General features: G+C 37.7%; 17 protein-coding genes. 12 read left to right on the forward strand and 5 right to left on the reverse strand.

Features of this window, described 5'->3' with window-relative positions; translation table 11 throughout:
- Window positions 1-136: 136 nt before the first annotated feature.
- On the reverse strand, window positions 137-1,477 hold the full coding sequence (locus EGT49_RS06145) for an HD domain-containing protein (protein WP_135372576.1): 1,341 nt from the start codon (window positions 1,475-1,477) through the stop codon (window positions 137-139).
- Entirely contained in the window at window positions 1,474-2,286 is an 813-nt protein-coding gene (locus EGT49_RS06150; protein ID WP_135372578.1) for a lipoate--protein ligase family protein, read from the reverse strand. The genes EGT49_RS06145 and EGT49_RS06150 overlap by 4 nt, the downstream gene beginning before the upstream one ends.
- A gap of 55 nt (window positions 2,287-2,341) precedes the next feature.
- On the opposite strand from EGT49_RS06150, the gene EGT49_RS06155 reads away from it, so the two are divergent.
- The 6 genes from EGT49_RS06155 (at window position 2,342) to EGT49_RS06180 (ending at window position 8,633) form a co-directional block, all read left to right on the forward strand.
- On the forward strand, window positions 2,342-2,782 hold the full coding sequence (locus tag EGT49_RS06155) for a YwiB family protein (protein ID WP_135372580.1): 441 nt from the start codon (window positions 2,342-2,344) through the stop codon (window positions 2,780-2,782).
- Window positions 2,783-2,828: 46 nt separating this feature from the next.
- Window positions 2,829-3,467 (forward strand): DNA-directed RNA polymerase subunit delta, encoded by a 639-nt coding sequence (gene rpoE / locus EGT49_RS06160; protein WP_135372582.1) that lies wholly within the window; start codon window positions 2,829-2,831, stop codon window positions 3,465-3,467.
- Window positions 3,468-3,629: 162 nt separating this feature from the next.
- The gene (locus tag EGT49_RS06165; protein ID WP_135372584.1) at window positions 3,630-5,243 is read left to right on the forward strand and encodes a CTP synthase; all 1,614 of its coding nucleotides are present in this window, start codon (window positions 3,630-3,632) and stop codon (window positions 5,241-5,243) included.
- Window positions 5,244-5,277: 34 nt separating this feature from the next.
- A complete protein-coding gene (locus EGT49_RS06170) occupies window positions 5,278-6,552 on the forward strand; it encodes a UDP-N-acetylglucosamine 1-carboxyvinyltransferase (RefSeq protein ID WP_135372586.1) in 1,275 nt (424 codons plus the stop codon).
- A gap of 234 nt (window positions 6,553-6,786) precedes the next feature.
- Window positions 6,787-8,283 carry a ribosomal protection-like ABC-F family protein gene (abc-f, locus tag EGT49_RS06175; protein ID WP_135372594.1) on the forward strand — a complete coding sequence of 499 codons (1,497 nt, stop codon included), beginning with the start codon at window positions 6,787-6,789 and terminating at the stop codon, window positions 8,281-8,283.
- Between the two features lie 101 nt (window positions 8,284-8,384).
- On the forward strand, window positions 8,385-8,633 hold the full coding sequence (locus tag EGT49_RS06180) for a type B 50S ribosomal protein L31 (protein WP_135372596.1): 249 nt from the start codon (window positions 8,385-8,387) through the stop codon (window positions 8,631-8,633).
- A 958-nt stretch (window positions 8,634-9,591) separates the two neighbouring features.
- On the opposite strand, the gene EGT49_RS06190 is transcribed toward EGT49_RS06180, so the two are convergent.
- Entirely contained in the window at window positions 9,592-10,818 is a 1,227-nt protein-coding gene (locus EGT49_RS06190) for a multidrug efflux MFS transporter (RefSeq protein WP_135372599.1), read from the reverse strand.
- A gap of 89 nt (window positions 10,819-10,907) precedes the next feature.
- Here EGT49_RS06190 and EGT49_RS06195 point away from each other — a divergent pair, with 89 nt between their 5' ends.
- The 5 genes from EGT49_RS06195 (at window position 10,908) to ald (ending at window position 17,513) form a co-directional block, all read left to right on the forward strand.
- A complete protein-coding gene (locus EGT49_RS06195; protein ID WP_135372600.1) occupies window positions 10,908-12,269 on the forward strand; it encodes a UDP-N-acetylmuramoyl-tripeptide--D-alanyl-D-alanine ligase in 1,362 nt (453 codons plus the stop codon).
- Between the two features lie 83 nt (window positions 12,270-12,352).
- Window positions 12,353-13,873, forward strand: a complete 1,521-nt coding sequence (gene cshA, locus EGT49_RS06200) for a degradosome RNA helicase CshA (RefSeq protein WP_135372601.1) — start codon at window positions 12,353-12,355, stop codon at window positions 13,871-13,873.
- Window positions 13,874-14,789: 916 nt separating this feature from the next.
- Window positions 14,790-15,149 carry a holo-ACP synthase gene (acpS, locus tag EGT49_RS06205; protein WP_135372602.1) on the forward strand — a complete coding sequence of 120 codons (360 nt, stop codon included), beginning with the start codon at window positions 14,790-14,792 and terminating at the stop codon, window positions 15,147-15,149.
- A gap of 2 nt (window positions 15,150-15,151) precedes the next feature.
- Entirely contained in the window at window positions 15,152-16,264 is a 1,113-nt protein-coding gene (gene alr, locus EGT49_RS06210; RefSeq protein ID WP_135372603.1) for an alanine racemase, read from the forward strand.
- A gap of 142 nt (window positions 16,265-16,406) precedes the next feature.
- Window positions 16,407-17,513, forward strand: coding sequence for an alanine dehydrogenase (ald, locus tag EGT49_RS06215; RefSeq protein WP_135372604.1), 1,107 nt, complete (start codon window positions 16,407-16,409; stop codon window positions 17,511-17,513).
- Between the two features lie 44 nt (window positions 17,514-17,557).
- Here ald and cbpA read toward each other — a convergent pair whose 3' ends face one another.
- Both cbpA and EGT49_RS06225 read right to left on the reverse strand, forming a co-directional pair.
- The gene (gene cbpA, locus EGT49_RS06220) at window positions 17,558-18,220 is read right to left on the reverse strand and encodes a cyclic di-AMP binding protein CbpA (RefSeq protein ID WP_135372605.1); all 663 of its coding nucleotides are present in this window, start codon (window positions 18,218-18,220) and stop codon (window positions 17,558-17,560) included.
- 108 nt (window positions 18,221-18,328) lie between these two features.
- On the reverse strand, window positions 18,329-19,312 hold the full coding sequence (locus tag EGT49_RS06225) for an L-lactate dehydrogenase (RefSeq protein WP_135372606.1): 984 nt from the start codon (window positions 19,310-19,312) through the stop codon (window positions 18,329-18,331).
- Between the two features lie 146 nt (window positions 19,313-19,458).
- Here EGT49_RS06225 and pth point away from each other — a divergent pair, with 146 nt between their 5' ends.
- The gene (gene pth / locus EGT49_RS06230) at window positions 19,459-20,016 is read left to right on the forward strand and encodes an aminoacyl-tRNA hydrolase (RefSeq protein WP_135372607.1); all 558 of its coding nucleotides are present in this window, start codon (window positions 19,459-19,461) and stop codon (window positions 20,014-20,016) included.
- Window positions 20,017-20,022: the final 6 nt, after the last annotated feature.

The following is a 20,022-nucleotide window of genomic DNA, read 5'->3' on the forward strand; positions in this document are numbered from 1 at the left end:
ACCAACGAAGAATTTTGGGGTGAGGTCGCTTAAAAAGTTATATTATTTGAGCCAAGAAAATGTCAACTTGACAAGGACGAGTGCATTCCAGCCAATCACAGGACTTGTGCGGAAGACGGTAGTGAACCACAATCCTCTAAATTATTTTATCGTTGTGAATATGCTGTTGAAATTTGTCGTATTCGTCGCTGAAAATATCGTCGGCGTGCTTGATCAACATAGATTTAGGGAAGTAGAAACGTTCATCCCCAGAAATTTTTCCAGTCAAAGCATTCACCAAACGACTAATAGTTGATAATTCGATCAAAGAACCATCAGCTTGCATGATTTCAATTTGAGTCTTGCTCTTGCTAGAATTAGGGTTGTAAACGTCATAAGGCAAATCATAACTAGTATTAGTGTCAGTGTAATAACGTTTTTGGAAACCAACACTTTCGACAATATCAGCAATTTCTGGCAGCAGGTGCTTGGTTTTGTGGTCGTATTTGGCTGATTTGAAAGGCTTTCTCGATAGGAAACGGTAAGCTAAGTCTTTTAAAATTTCATCAGGATAACTTTGCCAAAGAGTGAAGTAAGTGTTGAGGATGCCATCGTCTAATAACAAATAATCATCGATGATGACCTTTTCTTCAAAGAAAGGAATCAACAAACTAGGCATTTCAAAACCATTCATATGGTTGTGCTCGTACAAATCCTTGGCGCGTTGCAAAAGTTTGGTCAGAACAACTTCCATACCACGAGAAACCGGATGGAAATAAACTTGTTGATACATTTGAAAACGACTCAAAACGTAGTCTTCAACCGCATGCATTCCGTCATAATCAAAGGCAATGCCACCTTTATAAGGACGCATAACCCGTAAAATTCTGGTTAGGTCAAACATGCCATACTTGGTACCTGTGAAATAAGCGTCACGCAACAAGTAATCCATTCGGTCAGCATCAATTTGGCTAGAAATCATTTGTACGACTTGAGGATTAGGATAAGTGTGAGAAATAACACTAGCGACCTTCTCAGGAAAATCATCCGAAACTTGGCGCAAAACTTGATTGATTTCAGTTTCTGGTGAAGTGATGATTTTTCGAGTCCACATCTCATGATCAGTATTGAAGATGTGTTCAAAAGTATGGGAATAAGGACCGTGACCGACATCATGCAATAGAGCAGCACATAAAGCGACGATTCTTTCGTTGTCATCCCAAAGTCCATCACCGGGTTTTTTAGTAGAATAATTTCTTTGGAAGTTGTCGCAGATTTGACGTGTGATCTCATAGACTCCGATACAATGACCGAAACGAGAATGTTCGGCTCCGTGGAAAGTAAAAGATGAAGTCCCTAATTGCTTGACCCGACGCAAACGCTGGAATTCTTTAGTGTTGATCAAATCGAGGATCACTTTGTGTTGAACGTGAATGTAATTGTGGATGGGATCACGAAAAACTTTTTCGCGTGGTAGCATTTCAATATTGTAAGTCATGATTTTTCCTCCAATTTTTGGTTTCGTTTCAGTAAATCTTTTAGTGTATGATTAAAAGCATCTTGATAAGGTTGGGATTTTTGAATAATAAAGAAAGTCTTTTTGTCGACTTCGTATTGTTGAGAAATTACGTCTAAAATTTGTTTTTTAGCTTGGTCAATCGATAAATTTTGCTTGAGCAGATTATCTAAATTTTCCATCGTGTGAACGTCGATCTCTGGATAATCGAAATTGGTTGCTTTAGGAAAGTTGCTGACTTCATAGAAATCTTTCATCAACTGACTACGTTTTCTTTGATCACCATTGATGCTAATATAGGCCATGATAGCTACTCCATTTCCAGCACGACGTTGGGAGATACCGGCAAACTTTTGACCATTGATACTAAGATCATAGGTTCCTGGACAATACGAAGTAGAAATCTCACCCGTTTTGACTTGAGGAGAAAAGGCTTTTTTTATAACGGTAAACATTTTCTCATAAGCATCATCGATTAGGAGATTATCTTTATCTGGTAAAAAAATGGTAAAGTTTAAAATGCCACTGTCAGTCACTACACCTAATCCTCCAGAGTTTCGAAGATAATAAGCATAGTCTAGGTCGTCAAACAATTTTAAACCAGCTTGAAGGTTCTTGAGACGATTGTCTTGCATCCCTAAAATGACTGTTGGTGGTGTGACCCAGAAATGAATCACCGGTTGATTACTTTCGGAGACAAATTTTAAAATGGCTCCAGTGTCGGAAAATGGCACAAGCATATCTTTATTTGAGCTAATTGTTTGGTCGTATAATATAATAGTATTGTTCACTTAATCACTTCTTTTAATTAATTAATATAATTTTATCATGTAGAGGCGGCAAGGATTGGAAAATAATAGTATTGATATAAATGTAAATTTGAGTATCGAGACTTTTCAAGAGGGTAATTTAACACATACAAAAATTGCCGAACCGGGAAAGTTTACGCAAATTGGTAATTCGATTTATTTACGTTTTAACGAAAGTTTAGAAAATAATGCCACGGCATCAATTTTAGTTAAAGTTGCCGGCGATGGGGAAATTCATGTTAAACGTGTTGCTAAAGATACTAATTTGGCTTCACTTCTGTATTTCACGCATCAAAAGCACAACACTGGTCAATTAGAAACTGAATATGGCGTCTTGCCATTAGATACTTTTACCAAAGATTCTAAAGTTGAAATTGTTAGTAAACCACTTTCTGGTAAAATAAACATTGATTATGACTTGGTTTACGATAATAATGTAATAGGTAATTATAAGTTTAGATTGATTTTTGGCGTATAGGTAGATATGATTATAAGTAAGACGCTGCGAAAGGACGTGTACACGTTTGAAGTTTGATAAATTCAAGGATCAAAATAAAGACGAACTCTCATTGATTGAGGTAGCATACGAAATTCTTAACGAAAACAAGAAGGAAGTTATGAACTTTTCTGATATCGTTAATGAAATGCAAGACTACTTAGGCAAGTCAGATGGAGAGATCAAGGAAGCACTTCCACAATTCTATACTGATTTGAATAATGATGGTAGTTTCCTTTCATTGGGTGAAAATGTTTGGGGACTTCGTAAATGGTATCCATACGATTCTGTTGACGAAGAAGTAAACCACCCTGAAGATAACGGAACAGAAAATACTCATAAAGCAGCTCAAAAGGTTAATGCCTTCTTGAGTGATGACGATGAAGATGACGACGTTGTTGATTACGATGACGACGGTGATCTAAATGTTTCTGATATGGACGATGACGATGAAAGTGATGGCTCAGAGAGTGGTCCTGACTTGTCTAAATTCACTAATTCTGATTTGACATCTGTTGATGATGATGACGATGATGCCCATGATGAAGGTTTGGATGATGGTATCGAAGGTCAATTATCTGAATTTGACGCCGATGATGACGATGAAGATATCGATCTCGGTGAAGACGATGACGAAGATGATGAAGACGACGATGACGAAAATTAATTAAAAAATTGAATTAAAAGTTTGACGACTCGAACATATCACGGTATTATATAGTTCGGGCTCTATTAGATAGACAACTTTAAGTTCCCTGTTCATGCTGAATAGGGGACTTTTTTATTTTTGTGAGTAAGAAATCCCTAGAATTAATATGTGGAGGAAGTTATGACTAAATACATTTTTATTACAGGTGGAGTAGTTTCATCATTAGGTAAGGGAATCGTTGCCGCATCCCTTGGTAGATTATTAAAGAATCGCGGTCTTAAAGTAACAATGCAAAAGTTTGATCCATACATCAACGTGGATCCCGGAACAATGAGTCCATATCAACACGGTGAGGTTTTTGTTACTAACGATGGTACAGAAACTGACCTTGACCTTGGACATTATGAAAGATTCATCGATAATGATTTGAACAAGTATTCAAACGTTACAACAGGTAAGATTTATTCCGAAGTAATCCGTCGCGAACGTCGTGGTGATTACAACGGTGCAACTGTGCAAGTAATTCCACATATTACAGATATGATCAAACAAAAGATCATGCGTGCCGCTACAACAACTGATTCAGACGTTATCATTACTGAAGTTGGTGGTACTGTTGGTGATATCGAATCACAACCATTCTTAGAAGCATTACGTCAAATGAAAGCAGAAGTTGGTTCTGAAAACGTAGTTTACATTCACACTTCATTAGTTCCTTACTTGAAGGCAGCTGGTGAGATGAAGACTAAACCTACACAACACAGTGTTAAAGAATTACGTGGAATTGGTATCCAACCTAACATCTTAGTAGTTAGAACTGAAATGCCAATGCCACAAAGCATGAAAGACAAGATTGCATCATTCTGTGATGTTGATTCTGAAGCAGTTATCGAATCACGTGATGCTAAGTCATTGTATGATGTGCCTTTGAACCTTCAAGCACAACACTTCGATGACATCGTTTGTCGTTACTTGCATCTAAATACACCTGAAGCTGACATGTCAGATTGGCATAAGTTGGTTGATCGTGTAAATAACTTACAACATAAGACAAAGATTACTTTAGTTGGTAAGTATACTAAATTACAAGATGCTTATATTTCTGTTACTGAAGCTCTTCGTTCTGCAGGTTATGCATACAATACTGAAATTGAAATTGAAAAAATCTCAGCTGACTTGATCAATGATGACAACGTAGCTGATTACTTGAAAGATTCAGACGGAATCCTTGTTCCTGGTGGCTTTGGTAGCCGTGGACTTGAAGGGATGATTGCTGCTATCAAGTATGCTCGTGAAAATGACGTTCCATATCTTGGACTATGTTTAGGTATGCAAATGGCAAGTATCGAATTTGCTAGAGACGTTGCTGGTATCAAAGATGCAACTACTGGTGAAATTGATGAAGATGCTCCACACAAGATCATTGATATCATGGCAGACAAAAAGGATATCGAAGATCGTGGAGGTACTTTACGTTTGGGTGCATATCCATGTAAACTAAAACCAGGTACAAAAACAGCTGCTGCTTACGATAATCAATCAGTTATTCAAGAAAGACATCGTCACAGATATGAATTTAACAACGAATACCGTAAACAATTTGAAGATCTTGGCTTAGTATTCTCAGGTGTTTCACCAGATAACCACTTGGTTGAAGTTATCGAGATCCCTGAAAACAAGTTCTTCATTGCTGCTCAATACCATCCAGAATTCTTATCAAGACCAACTAAGCCAGAAGGCCTATTCAAAGGCTTCATCGGTGCAGCTTCAGGCCTTGACGAAGATGACATGTAGTCTTTTTTAGTTAAATATAGTTAGGAAAAAGCTTATGCAAAAACTTGTAATCAACGGTGGAAAGAAATTATCAGGTGAAGTAACAATTGGCGGGGCTAAGAATAGTACAGTAGCCTTGATTCCAGCTGCTATTTTGTCTGAAACACCAGTAGTGTTAGATTCGGTACCACAAATTAGAGATGTAAAAAATTTGCGTTCAATTTTAAAAGATATGAACGTTACTTCTGAAATGAATAATGATGTATTAAAAATTGATCCAACAAAAATCCAATTTGCTGAATTACCTAGTGGAAAAGTTAGTAGTTTAAGAGCTTCTTATTACTTCATGGGAGCAATGCTAGGTCGTTTTGGTAAGGCAGTCGTTGGTTTTCCGGGTGGGGACGATATTGGTCCACGTCCAATCGATCAACACATTAAAGGATTTGAAGCACTTGGTGCACACGTTGAGAACAGACACGGGCAAATCATTATCACAACTCCTGAAGAAGGACTTAAAGGAGCCAAGATTTTCTTAGATATGGTTTCAGTTGGAGCAACGATCAATGTTATTCTGGCCGCTGTAAAGGCTAAGGGAACAACGATCATTGAAAATGCTGCTAAGGAACCAGAAATTATTGATTTAGCAACATTCTTGAACAATATGGGGGCCGTTATCCGTGGTGTCGGAACGGAAACCATCCGTATTGAAGGTGTTGATACGCTTCGTTCCAATAATGCTCATACAATTATTCCTGATCGTATTGAAGCAGGAACGTATTTAAGTTTGGCTGCTGCTAATGGTGGAGATATTTTAGTTAAAAATATTATTAGTGAACATCTAGATGCCTTCTTAGCTAAATTAGATGAGATGGGCGTTAATCTAGAAGTTGGCGAAGATAGTATTTACGTTAAACCATCACCACATTTGAAAGCAGTTAACATCAAAACGATGCCATATCCAGGTTTTGCAACTGATTTGCAACAACCAATCACGCCACTGTTGATGAAAGCTAGTGGTGAAGCAATGATTATCGATACGATTTATCCTAAACGGGTAAAACATATTGCCCAATTAACTAAGATGGGTGCCAATATTACTAGTGAAAACGACCTGATTTTTGTACACGGTGGAACACACTTAAAAGGTGCCAATGTTTCAGCTGAAGAAATCAGAGCTGGTGCTTGTTTGATGATTGCAGGACTTTTAGCTGATGGACAAACAGTTATCGATCATGCTGAAAATATCTTGCGTGGCTATGATCAAGTAGTTTGGAAATTGCACTGTTTAAACGCTGATGTTAAATTAATTGGCAAAGATGATTTAGTTTAGTCTTGACTTTCTGAATCTAAGTTGGTAATTTATAAATAGTTTAATACGAGAGGAAGTGCGCCGTTGAGAAATTAAGTTAGAGTTTTAAATTATACAAATATAGAAATATATGGTGTGTAGTTTAGCTCGGCTTAAATTCTCAACAGTGCTTCCTGTAAAAGGGAGGACGCTGTTTAGCGTTCTTTTTTTTGTGCGCCTAAGTCGACTAACTGACACCTTGTGAGGTGTTGTTTTATGGGAACAATTCAAATAGAAAATGTAAGTTTTAAATATGATCAAATGATGGACAATCTCTTCAATTCCCTGAATTTGAAAATCGACGAGAGTTGGAAACTCGGCTTGATTGGTCGAAATGGCCGTGGCAAGACTACCTTGTTGAAAATGTTATTAGGCCAGTTGAAATACAGTGGACAAATAATTTCCAACTTGAACTTTTATTATTATCCACAGACGGTTGTGAACAAAGATTTATTGACCGTCGATGTGGTAAAAGAAATCACGCAATTAGAAGACTATGAACTTTGGAGAATAGAAGTCGAATTAGACAAGTTAAAAGTCGACCAAAGCGTTCTAAAACAGCAGTTTTCAACCCTCAGTCCTGGGGAACGGACCAAAGTCTTATTGGCGATTCTCTTTATTGATGAATCAGGCTTTCAACTGATCGACGAACCAACTAATCACTTAGACATTGAGGGACGTCAAATTGTCGCCGATTATTTAAAGAGTAAAAAAGGCTTCATTGTCATTTCCCATGACAAGAGTTTCTTGAATCCAGTCATCGACCACGTTATTTCCATTGATCGTAATGACGTTTCAGTTTACAAAGGGAACTTTGATACTTGGCAAACTCAGTGGGAACGACAAAATCAACATGAAGCGGATGAAAAAGAGCAATTACAAAAAGACATCAATCGCCTGCACGAAACAGCAGTTAAACGTGAGAACTGGTCACGTCAAACTGAAGCTCATAAGAATCGTAAACAGTATCATGAAAAAGTCCATCTCGATAAAGGTTTTATCGGAACCAAAGCGGCCAAGATGATGAAAAAAGCTAAGACGGCTGAGAATCGAGTTAATTCTGCAATCGACGAAAAAAAGGCACTGTTAAAAAATATTGAAATTGAAGCACCACTAGAATTAAATTACGAGAAAAGAAATCATCCTGACGTGTTTGTTCAAGTGGAAAATTTAACTTTAAAACATGATGAAATAAAAACTCCTGAAGTAAGCTTTAAAGTTAAACGAAATCAAGTGGTTGCACTGACTGGGCCAAACGGAATCGGGAAGACGACCATTTTTAGACAAATTCTCGGTTTATCACAACCTTTTACACAAACAGGCAGTATTAACGTGGCAAATAATTTAAAAATTTCTTATTTGCGACAAGACAACGAATTAAAAGGTACAATCCGTCAGTTGGCGGAACAAAAACAAATTGAAGCTGAATTAGTTTTTTCGAATCTGCGAAAATTAGGCTTCGAACGCTATCTCTTCGAACAACCAATTGAACAGATGAGTCAAGGACAAAGACGTAAAGTCGCCTTAGCAGTCAGCCTTTCAGAAGAAGCCAATCTCTATTTCTGGGATGAACCGTTGAATTATTTAGACGTCATCACTCGTCAACAGATTATTGAGGCAATAAAAGAACAACATCCAACGATGTTGTTGATCGACCATGATCAGGACTTGATTGATTCAGTTTCTAGCCTGAAAGTCAACTTGCATTATTAGAAATGGTATTGAATAATTAACAAACTCATGATATTATTAAACACTGTTAGTAATTTAATCTATATTTCCGTAATGGACTTATGGCAAAGGAGCGACATAGAATGAAACAAGGAATTCACCCAGAATACCATGAAGTTGTTTTTATGGACTCATCAACAGGTAAGAAGTTCTTAGCTGGTTCAACAGTTCAATCAAAAGAAACAACAGAATTTGAAGGTAAAGAATACCCATTGATTCGTGTTGAAATTTCATCAGACTCACATCCTTTCTACACTGGTAAACAAAAGTTTGCTCAAGCAGATGGACGTATCGATCGTTTCAACAAAAAATATGGTTTGCAAAACAAGTAAAAAATTCAGTCATCCATTGGATGGCTCTTTTTTTTGCTTTATTTTTTGGTGAAGTATGCCGCTCCTCCGCAACAAAGCTGATTGGGCTGGAACGATGTGGGCCGACTTTGAGCTTTTTCAAGCCCGGAAAAATCTCAAAGCTCGACCTTATTCTAAGCAATAAATTGCTAAGAATAATTTCACATCTGAGCCCATCAGCTTTGTTGCTCCGGTGCTGGTTAACGGATCTATGTTTTGTTTGTTTTCCACTTTTTTAGAAATTGATTTTCTATTGAGATTAACCTATGTTCTTAGTTTTATGGAACTGGATTTTTAGTTGGTGTCACGCTATGTTTGAAAACATTTTTTGGAGGACGGTAATTTTCATTGATTCACTAACTAAAATAAAATAAGAACGGATAAATTGTTAAGAATAATATGGCGGATGGATCAAGTCGGCTTTGTTATCCTGGACTAAATTCCACATTTTTTTATTTGCTTTCCATTCATTTAGAAATAGTAATTCTATTCAAATTAAAGTTTTGGTATTTTAATAGGTGGAATTGTACCTCCTTATTTAAAATTGAGATAATAAAAGCAAAAAAGAGGATCTTACTTATTGCAGTAGTTACTGCGGTTTTAGTAAGATCCTCAATCATTTTCTATTAAATTAATTCAATTGAACTATTGAAATGCAATAATATATCCAGACTATAAACCAGTTCTCCATTTATCCTAAATAGAATTTATATTCATTTCAGAATTTACAGAAATATTGCAAAGAATCGGATCTAGTCTGGAGCAACAGCTCTGGGAAATGCTCAGCCGTGAAATTTTGGTTAGTGCTTTAGCACTTACCAAAAGACCAATCTTGGAGACAATTCCCGCTTTTGGAATTGGCTTCAAGTTGCGTCCACCGCGTTCCAGCGTTTCCCAGAGCTGTTGTGGAAGACGGCATCTAATCACTAACCATCATATCTTATAACTTTTTCTTTCGTGAATGTAAATGCGTGAATACCCAAATGAAATTGATCAATGCCAATCCACTTGTACTGATGAAAACAGCTGAATAACTCAACGCACTGGTAATGTACGAACCAAGCAGTGGCCCGCAGACGTTACCGACTGATTGGAAGGACTGGTTGTAACCAAAAATTCGACCAGTATACTTAGAATCAGTGTACTTCGCTAAAATAGTTTGCACTTGCGGAACTAGACAGGCATCAGAAATACCGACTAAGAAACGCAAGATAGCTAGCTGCCAAACGTTAGTAACAAACGCCTGGGGAATATAAACCAAAATGGCAAAAATTAATCCGCCGACTAAAATCTTTCCCGTACCAATTTTATCACCCAAAGCCCCAAGCCTTGGAGCGGCAATAATATTTGCGATACCAGGCATCGCAGCAATCACTCCGGCCACTAAAGTGACTTGACTTGAATTGTGCATCAGCTGTTTGACGTACAAACTGATGATCGGGTTGATTGAATTATTAGAAGTTTGAATAATCATAGTTGTAACAAACATTGCTAAAATTAGATTGGGATTTTTCAAGTTGTGGAAAATTTCTTTAGTTGATTCTTCTTGCCCCTTAGGAATAGGTTTGAAATCTTCTTTAATGAAAATTGTTACCAAAATAAAAGCAGTGAAAAGTAGTGAACCGGTTATCATGAATGGAATTCGATAACCAAAATATTGTGCGATAACCCCGCCGACCAGTGGTCCTAATAAAGTTCCGGAAATTACGCCGGTATTCAAGGTACCCAAGGCTTTTCCACTTTCAGATCTGGGAGCTGTTGAGGCAATTAAAGTGTTGGCATTACTAACGAATCCTGAGAAAACACCTTGCAGGAGTCGTAAGACAACTAATTGCCAAGGAGCAGTTACGAAGGCCTGTAGGAAAATAACAATCGCCATACCTAGTGAAGCTCGAATCAGCATTAACTTCCGACCTTTTCGATCAGCAATTTTCCCCCAAATTGGCGAGATAATTGCCATGACTAAGAAGGTCGATGAAAAAGCAATCCCGTTCCAGATCACCAGTTGACTTTTTGTGAAATTACCTAACTGGTTAATGTATAATGGCATAAAAGGTGTTATCATACTAAAGCCAATACCTGATACGAAGGTACTAAACCAAAGAACTATCAGATTTTTTCTCCAATAATTATTCGGTTCGGGAGTATCACTTGTACTAGATGTCATATACATCAAATCCTTTCTAAGTATTTAAGTATACTCTTTCTTAGATGTACTTTTAAAAAATAATTTTTCAAAATTAAGGAAGTTTATTTATGAAGATGAAGTTAAGGGAAGTTTATTCCGCATTAAAAATTCAAAACGAAAACGTGGCTGACGTTGAGATCACAGGGGTTTGTTTCGACAGTCGTAAAGCCAAAAGTGGCGATTTATTTTTTCCGCTAAAAGGTGAACGTGACGGACATGAATTTATTAATAGTGCGATTGAAAATGGAGTCAGTGCAACTATCTGGCAAAGTGATCACGAAATTCCTAACGACAAAATACCTTATGTAGTAGTAGAAAATGTTTCAGAGGCTTTTGAAAATTTAGCTAAATATTATTTGCAAAAAGTCAATCCCAAAGTTGTTGCTGTGACAGGGAGTAACGGTAAAACAACTACTAAAGATATGATTGCAAAGATTTTGAGTACAAGCAATAATGTTGCCAAAACGCCACAAAACTTTAATAATGAAATCGGTGTGCCATACACAATTTTGAATATGCCAACTAATACTGAGGTACTAGTTGTTGAAATGGGAATGGACCGTTTTGGCCAAATCGACCATCTAAGTGACATCGCTCATCCCGATATTTCCGTCATTACCATGATTGGCGAAGCGCACATCGAATTCTTTGGTACTAGAGACAAAATTGCCGATGCCAAAATGGAAATCACCAATCACTTGAATGAAGACGGAGCTTTCGTCTATAACGGTGATGAACCATTGTTGTTAGAGCGTGCGAAAAAAGTAAATCAACGTCAAATGACATTTGGCAATCACGCAACTAATGACCTGTATGCAACTGAAATCACTCCAGGTAAGACGACAACTCATTTCAGAGTCAATCTCTGGCCTGAACTTGATTTTGAGATCCCAATGATGGGTGAATACAACGTTAGTAACGCTCTAGCTGCCATGGAAGTTGGTCGACTTTCACACATTAAGCCTGCTGCAATGCAACAAGCTTTAAGTGAACTCTTTGTGACTGCCAATCGGACTGAATGGCTCAAAGCTAAAAATGGAGCTGATATTTTAAGCGACGTTTACAATTCCAATCCCACTGCCGCAATCGAAGTTTTGAACAGCTTGAAAGATATCAAGACTGGTCGCAAACTGATTGTCTTAGGTGATATGTTGGAATTAGGCGATGCTTCTAGAAAACTCCACGAATCATTAGCCGACTCAATTGACCCAGAAAACTTCAGTAAAGTCTATTTGATTGGTGACTATATGAAGTTTTTGCAAGCCAAGTTGAGTGACAAGTATGATTCAACCAATTTGTTTTGGTACAAAAAAGACCAACTCAGTGAATTAACAGCAGATTTAAAGACAGAATTACAACCAAATGACACCATTTTATTAAAAGCAAGTCATGGAATTCACTTAGAAAACGTTTTACATGAACTAATTTAGTCGTGTCAATTGAGATTGTTCATGAAACATGGTAGAGTAGGTAGATTGTTATTTTATCGTGTTTTAAAAAATGGAGGACATTTGTGAAATTTAAAGAATTAGATTTAGATCCCAGATTACTGAGCGCTATCAATGAAGCCGGTTTCGAAGAAACAACACCCATCCAAGCTCAAACTATTCCGCTAGTTATGACTGGAGCCGACGTAATTGGTCAAGCTCAAACTGGTACAGGAAAGACGGCAGCCTTTGGTTTACCAATTTTAAATGCCGTTGATACTCAATCAAGCAACATTCAAGTATTGATTATCTCACCAACTAGAGAATTAGCTATTCAAACACAAGAAGAACTTTATCGCTTAGGTAGTGAAAAGAAGGTTAAGGTTCAAAGTGTTTATGGTGGATCAGATATTAGAAGACAGATCCGTGCCTTGAAGAATCACCCTCAGATCGTGGTTGGTACTCCCGGAAGAATGCTTGACCACATCAACCGTCACACCTTAAAACTTGGCAACGTTAAGACAGTTGTACTTGACGAAGCTGATGAAATGTTAGATATGGGATTCGTTGAAGATATTGAAAGTATCCTTTCTAACGTACCGAATGAACATCAAACATTGCTCTTCTCTGCTACAATGCCAAAGCCAATCATGAAGATTGCTGACAAGTTCATGACAGATCCTAAGGTTGTTAAGATCAAGTCAAAAGAATTGACTGCTGACAAGATCGAACAATACTTTGTTAAAGCAAAAGACTTTGAAAAGTTTGACTTAATGACAAAACTCTTCGACGTTCAAGCACCAGAACTTGCTTTGATTTTTGGTAGAACAAAGCGTCGTGTTGATGAATTGACACGTGGTTTAAAGGCTCGTGGTTACAACGCTGAAGGTATCCACGGTGACTTATCTCAAGACAAGCGTACTAGCGTATTGCGTAAATTCAAAGCTGGTAAACTTGATTTTCTAGTTGCTACTGACGTGGCTGCCCGTGGATTGGATATTTCAGGTGTATCACACGTTTATAACTATGATATTCCTCAAGATCCTGATTCGTATGTTCACCGTATTGGACGTACAGGACGTGCCGGACACTCTGGTGTGTCAGTAACTTTCGTTACACCAAACGAAATGGGTTACCTACGTACAATCGAAAACTTAACGAAGAAACGTATGGAACCACTTGCTCCACCAACTGATAAAGAAGTTCTTAAAGGACAATTAGAATCAGTTAAACAAGATATCAAAGATACTTTGGAACATGACAAACACTTGGATCGTTTCGATTCAGCTGTTCAAGAATTGTTGGCAGAGTACTCACCAGAAGATATCGCTCGTATTTTCCTAAGTGAATCAATTAAGGATGCTCAAACTGTTCCAGTTAAGATTGCTCCTGAAAGACCACTTCCATCACGTAAAGTTAGTCATTCAAGATCTGGTCATGGTCGTCGCGGTAAGTATAATAACCACCGTGGTGGCGACAACAACCATCGTCGTAGAAGAAATGATCGTCGTGATCATGGTGAAAAACGAGATGGCAAGAAGCGCGAACATGACAACAAACGTAATGGTCGCAGCAAGAAGTCATTCAAGATCAGAACAAATCTATAATATAAACAATAATTATTGAAAATATAATAATTATTATCGAGGCAAGGTAAATCAGTTTACTTTGCCTTTTTTGTTACAGTAAAATAACTAGAGATAGGCTTTTTGTTTGGGTAGTGGTTGGGTGCCGTCTTCCGCAACAGTCCTGGGAAACGCTGGAACGCTGTGGGCACAACTTGAAGCCAATTCCAGGACCGGGAATTGTCTCCAAGATTGGCCTTCTACGTAAGCGCTAAAGCGCTAAGTAGAATTTCACGGCTGAGCATTTCCCAGGACTGTTGCTCCAGACTGGATAACGTCATTTTTGCTGTATCTCAGTAAATTCTAAAATTGGATAGTGGGGTTATCCTCTATTTTTTGTTCTAGGGTTCGTTCTTTTACTTGTGTGGTTACGAGGTACTAAAAAATGGAGTCAGCTGGAATAACAATTCTTTTGTTATATTGCAATAAATTCAAAATTTGAATGGTGGGATGGTGTTTCCTTATTTTGACTGATTGTTGATTATTATGGAAAAGGAAAGCCATAAAAGCCAAAGAAACATTCGCCAATCGAAATAGAGAACACCATTTTTAAAAGAATGGAAAGTGAATAAACCATAGATCCGTTATTCAGCCCGGAATAGCAAAGCCGATTTGGCTCAGTGGTGAAATTTCACTTAATGCTTTAGCATTTAGTGAAAGGCCGAGCTTGGAAATGCCGCGCACTTTGCGGTAGTTTCAAGTCGTGCCCACCACGTTCCAGCCAAAATCGGCTTTGCTATGGAGGACGGCATACTTCTCCAACCAACAAAAATTACCAAAAACCACCAAATTCTATATTTTTTATAAATCAGACTGCAAAAAATTGAAAACTGTGCTTTACTTCAGTTGTAGTCTTTTCAATTTAATGTTTTTGAAAAAATTATTCTGAGAGGTAGATATGATTAAAGGAATAGGTATTGATATTGCTGAAATCAGTAGAGTAGAACAAATTTACGGTCGTCATCCGCGCTTTTTGGAGAAAATTCTTAATGAAGATGAAATTGAAGTTTTCAATAATCTTCGAACTCCTAAGGCTAAAATGACTTATTTGACCGGTCGATTTTCTGTAAAAGAGGCTTTTACTAAGGCTATGGGTACCGGCTTGGTTGGAATCGGTTTTCATGACTTGAGCGTTTTGAATCATGAATCCGGTCAACCGTATATTAAAACGGAACTCTTTAAAGGTAATATTCACGTATCAATTTCTGATACAGATGAACTAGTAATAACTGAAGTTATTCTAGAGGAGGAAAATTAAACATGTTACCATCAATCCATCGTCCAGCATATGTGGAAGTAAATCTAACTAACTTAAAACAAAATTTGCAAAATGAATTAAACGCCGTACCAAAGGGGACTAAAGTCTTTGCGGTGGTGAAGGCTAATGCCTACGGTCACGGATTAGTCAAAGTAGCTAAGTCAGAAATTGAGTTTGGAGCTGCTGGACTTTGTGTTGCAACTTTAGATGAAGGCCTAGAGATTCGAAATAGTGGCGTTAGTGCTCCAATTCTAGTTTTGGGTATAGTTCCCGTCGAATATGCTAAAGTAGCCGCACGGGCTGATATTTCGCTAACTGTGGGTAATTTAGATTGGCTAGAGGTTGCTGTGAAGTTGCATGTAACTAATTTGAAAGTTCATTTAGGAATTGACAGCGGAATGGGTCGAATTGGTTTTCAAGAAAAAGCTGATTTGATTGAAGCTTGCAACTTTTTGAATGACCATCAGGATGCCTTTATTCCTGAAGGTTTGTTCACTCACTTTGCTACAGCAGATAGTCCTGATGAAAAATACTTTGAAAAACAAGTCCAAGATTTCAAAGAAATGACCAGCGATTTGCCTACTAAATTTACTTATGTTCACTGTGCAAATTCAGCTACAGCCCTTTGGCATCAAGATTTAGCCGTTAATATGGTTAGATATGGCTTGGCTTTATACGGTTTGAATCCTTCAGGAACCGACATTACTAAGTTGCCATTTGAGTTGGAACCAGCATTGAGTCTTTATTCAGAATTAGTTTTTGTGAAAAAAATCAAAGCTGGTCAAAGTGTTGGCTATGGGGCAACTTATACTGCTAAAGAGGATGAATGGATCGGTACGATTCCAATCGGCTATGAAGATGGTTGGTTAAGAAGAATGCAAGGCTGCGATGTCTTGATCAATGGTGTTCGTTGCCAAAGTGTCGGTCGAGTTTGCATGGATCAATTCATGGTTCGTTTGCCAAAAGAATTACCAGTTGGCACCAAAGTAACTTTGATCGGTAAAGATGGCGATGAAGAAATCACCGCAACTGATGCAGCTAAATATGCTGATACAATTAGCTATGAAATTCTTTGCTGCTTGAGTGAAAGATTACCAAGAGTTTACAAATACTAAAAAATCACAATATAGAAAATGATTCAAAAAGTCCGTCACGTTTAGAGACGGGCTTTTTTTGCTGGCTTGAGATTATTTTTTATACATGATATGATATATTATATTGATAAAAAAATCACAAATCAAGGGAGGACTGTTTTTTATGCAAGTTGGTATACCAAAAGAACTAAAGAACCAAGAAGAAAGAGTGGGTGCAACCCCTGATGGAGTTGCTAGTCTGGTTAATTCCGGCAATAAAGTCTTAGTTGAAGATGGTGCGGGAATTGGTTCAGGTTATACTAACCAACAATATATTGATGCTGGAGCAAGTATTGAAAGTGTTGAGGATGTTTGGAAATCGGAAATGATCATTAAGGTCAAGGAACCGATTGCTTCAGAGTATAAATACTTCAGAGAGGATCAAATAATTTATACTTATCTACATTTGGCCGCTAATAAGCCACTGACAGAAGCACTATTGAAGAGTAAAACAACTGGAGTCGCTTATGAGACGATGGTTGGTGAAAATGGCGGTTTGCCATTGCTCTTCCCAATGAGTGAAATTGCTGGTCGCATGGCTGTTCAAGTCGGTGCGCACTTCTTGGAAGAACCACATGGTGGTAAAGGATTACTTCTAAGTGGTGTTCCGGGTACTAGAAAGGGTAAAGTAACCATTATTGGTGGTGGTACAGTTGGTGTCAATGCTGCTAAGATTGCCATTGGTATGGGTGCTGACGTCACACTTCTAGATATTAATGTGGACAAACTAGTCGAAATTGAGAACATCTTCGATGGTAAGATCAAAACAGAAATGTCTAATGAACAAAACATTGCAAATTGTGTTAAAGAATCTGATTTAGTAGTTGGAGCCGTATTGATTCCGGGGGCATCAACGCCGAAATTAGTTACTGAAGAAATGATTGCTTCAATGGAACCTGGGTCAGTCGTAGTAGATATTCCAATTGACCAAGGTGGCTTGTTTGAAACTTCAACTCATGCGACGACCCATGAAGATCCTGTATACGTCAGTCATGGAGTAGTTCATTATACCGTTGCTAATATTCCGGGTGCAGTTCCTAAGACTGGTACACAAGCGCTCTCAAGTCAAACGATTCCTTATGCAGTAGAAATTGCTGATAAAGGTATTGTCAATGCGTCAATCAATAAAACAATCAGAACTGGTGTAAATACTTATCAAGGTAAATTGACTGAACAAGCTGTTGCTGACAGTTTGGGGATGGAATATACTCAGTTATCAAACGCCTTGTAAAATAAAAAAAGTCGACCTAATGGTCGGCTTTTTGTTTGGGTAAATTACAATGTACTTTTATCTAAAATCTTACCTGATTTCAAGTCATCGATTTCTGAAACAACGAAGTTCTTCTTTTCTAGACGTTTGATGATTTCTTTTAAAGTATCGATGCTAGTACCTGAAGGGAGCGTGAATAGAGTTCGGCGCACCACTTCATTTGATTTGGCATCCAAAGTCATACAAGCAGCCACGGAAACGTATTTAGCAAAAATCTTTGACATCTTTTCCAAATCCCCACGATCGCCTGAAGAACTGACAGTTAGAACGTAGCTACTGATGTCGAGGTTCCAAGCGTCGGACAACATGCTCAAAAGTCTTGAGTGAGTTAAAATTCCGTAGAATAAATTGTTTTCATCAAGAACAGCGATGTAAGGCAAGTCTTTGATGTTGAAGAAGACTTTGAAGAATGGTGAATCAACGCTGATAGTCTTAGTTGCGTTCTTCATCAAAGTAGTTACTGGTAAGTTCATATCGCCACCACGTGACTTATGACGATAGATGTGCATCTTGTAAATGTTACCCCTGAAGATTTGTCCACTCTCATCTAAAATTGGCACACAACGAAAACCTGAGTCTTCTAGGACCTTTAGGGCTTCCTCAAGCGTGACAGTTTCTTTAACAGTTGTGAGTTTCTCTTTTTTTAACACAAGTGATTTAACTAACATATAAACACATCCAATCTATCTCTAGTTGAATTAATAATACAGTAAAACGGCATAAAAAAAAAGGCTGAGGCAAGCGCCTCAGTCCTTTTTTACTAACAAGTTTGAAGATTATTGACGACCTTCGATACCTGTAGCTTCGAAACCATCTTTAAGAATTTTTTCAAGTTCTGCAGCTGATTTCTTCATTTGTGCTGATTCTTCATCGTTCAATGGAACTTCGATGATTTGTTTTAGACCTTTACGGTTAACGATTGCAGGTGAACCGATGTAAATGTCTGAAACGCCATATTGACCAGTCATCATGTTTGATAATGGAAGAACTGTGTTTTCGTCAGCAAGCAAAGCCTTGCAGATTCTTGCAAGAGCAGTACCGATACCGTAGAATGTAGCACCCTTAGTATTGATAATGTCGTAAGCTGCGTTAACAGTCTTCTTGTAGATCTTGTCTAGTGTGTCTTTTGTAACTTCTGGGTGGTTTTCCATCCATTCTGCCATTGTAACGCCACCAACAGTTAAGTGTGACCAAGCAGCGAATTCTGAATCGCCGTGTTCACCCATGATGTAACCATGAACTGAGCGAGGGTCAACTTCTAATTCTTCACCAACGAATTTTTGTAGTCTAGCAGTATCTAGTGATGTACCTGAACCAATTACACGTTCCTTAGGGAAGCCTGAAAGTTTCCAAGTAGCGTATGTCAAGATATCAACTGGGTTAGCAGCAACTACGAAGATACCATTGAATCCTGATTCAACGATAGGATCAACGATTGTCTTCAAGATGTTCAAGTTCTTGTTAACAAGGTCAAGTCTTGTTTCACCTGGTTTTTGTGGAGCGCCGGCTGTGATAACAACGATATCAGCATCCTTAGCATCTGAATATTCACCAGCGTGAATGTTCTTAGGATATGAGAATGGAATTGCATCAGCAAGGTCCATTGCGTCACCCTTAATCTTGTCTTTAGCGATATCGCAGATAACTAGTTCTTGAGCAATACCTTGTAGTGTCATTGCGTAAGCAAAAGTTGAACCTACGGCACCGTCACCAACTAGAAGTACTTTTTGATGGTTCTTTTCGTTTGTTGGAGTTGTCATTATAAAATATCATCCCTTCGAAAATAATATGTTCCTGACCCATTATACAAATAATTAAGGTAAATAAACAAGCTTGTTGTGAAAAAAGTGAAAATTTAGTATTTTTATCATGATATAATGTAAGTTCGAAATGAGGTATATAAGATATGAAACTAATTGTCGGCTTAGGAAATCCAGGAAAGAAATACGATCGTACCAAGCATAACATGGGCTTTATGACTATCGATCGATTGATGGACGAGTATGGCCAAACACAAATGAAAAAGGATTTTGAAGCAGAATACTGTAAATTTAAAGTTGATGGCGAAACAGTTTTCTTAGTTAAACCTCTCACTTTTATGAATGAATCTGGACGAGCTGTAAAATTCTTGATGGGTTATTACCAAATCAGAAATGATGAATTGATGGTCATTCAAGACGACTTAGACATGGCAATCGGTAAAGTTAGATTGAGAACTAAGGGTTCAGCTGGTGGTCACAATGGTATTAAGAGTATAATCTCTTCTATAGGCACTAAAGACTTCAATCGAATTAAGATTGGTATACAACATCCTGATAGACAAACTGTCGTTAATTGGGTTTTGACACCATTCAATAAAGATCAAGAACCACTCGCTTTAAGTGGAATCGATCAGGCCACTGACATGGTCAAAGATTGGGTCAAAGGCAGTTCTATCGATCAATTAATGAATAAGTATAATTAAATTTAA

The organism is Companilactobacillus suantsaicola (genome assembly GCF_004745525.1).
Taxonomy (GTDB): domain Bacteria; phylum Bacillota; class Bacilli; order Lactobacillales; family Lactobacillaceae; genus Companilactobacillus; species Companilactobacillus suantsaicola.

Bases quoted from the DNA above. Each gene is read 5' to 3' on its own strand.
- cbpA (WP_135372605.1), bottom strand. From the start codon at position 18,220: ATGTTAGTTAAATCACTTGTGTTAAAAAAAGAGAAACTCACAACTGTT.
- EGT49_RS06195 (WP_135372600.1), top strand. From the start codon at position 10,908: ATGAAGATGAAGTTAAGGGAAGTTTATTCCGCATTAAAAATTCAAAAC.
- abc-f (WP_135372594.1), top strand. From the start codon at position 6,787: ATGGGAACAATTCAAATAGAAAATGTAAGTTTTAAATATGATCAAATG.
- EGT49_RS06190 (WP_135372599.1), bottom strand. From the start codon at position 10,818: ATGACATCTAGTACAAGTGATACTCCCGAACCGAATAATTATTGGAGA.
- EGT49_RS06180 (WP_135372596.1), top strand. From the start codon at position 8,385: ATGAAACAAGGAATTCACCCAGAATACCATGAAGTTGTTTTTATGGAC.
- EGT49_RS06165 (WP_135372584.1), top strand. From the start codon at position 3,630: ATGACTAAATACATTTTTATTACAGGTGGAGTAGTTTCATCATTAGGT.
- EGT49_RS06225 (WP_135372606.1), bottom strand. From the start codon at position 19,312: ATGACAACTCCAACAAACGAAAAGAACCATCAAAAAGTACTTCTAGTT.
- acpS (WP_135372602.1), top strand. From the start codon at position 14,790: ATGATTAAAGGAATAGGTATTGATATTGCTGAAATCAGTAGAGTAGAA.
- EGT49_RS06145 (WP_135372576.1), bottom strand. From the start codon at position 1,477: ATGACTTACAATATTGAAATGCTACCACGCGAAAAAGTTTTTCGTGAT.
- pth (WP_135372607.1), top strand. From the start codon at position 19,459: ATGAAACTAATTGTCGGCTTAGGAAATCCAGGAAAGAAATACGATCGT.
- EGT49_RS06170 (WP_135372586.1), top strand. From the start codon at position 5,278: ATGCAAAAACTTGTAATCAACGGTGGAAAGAAATTATCAGGTGAAGTA.
- ald (WP_135372604.1), top strand. From the start codon at position 16,407: ATGCAAGTTGGTATACCAAAAGAACTAAAGAACCAAGAAGAAAGAGTG.
- alr (WP_135372603.1), top strand. From the start codon at position 15,152: ATGTTACCATCAATCCATCGTCCAGCATATGTGGAAGTAAATCTAACT.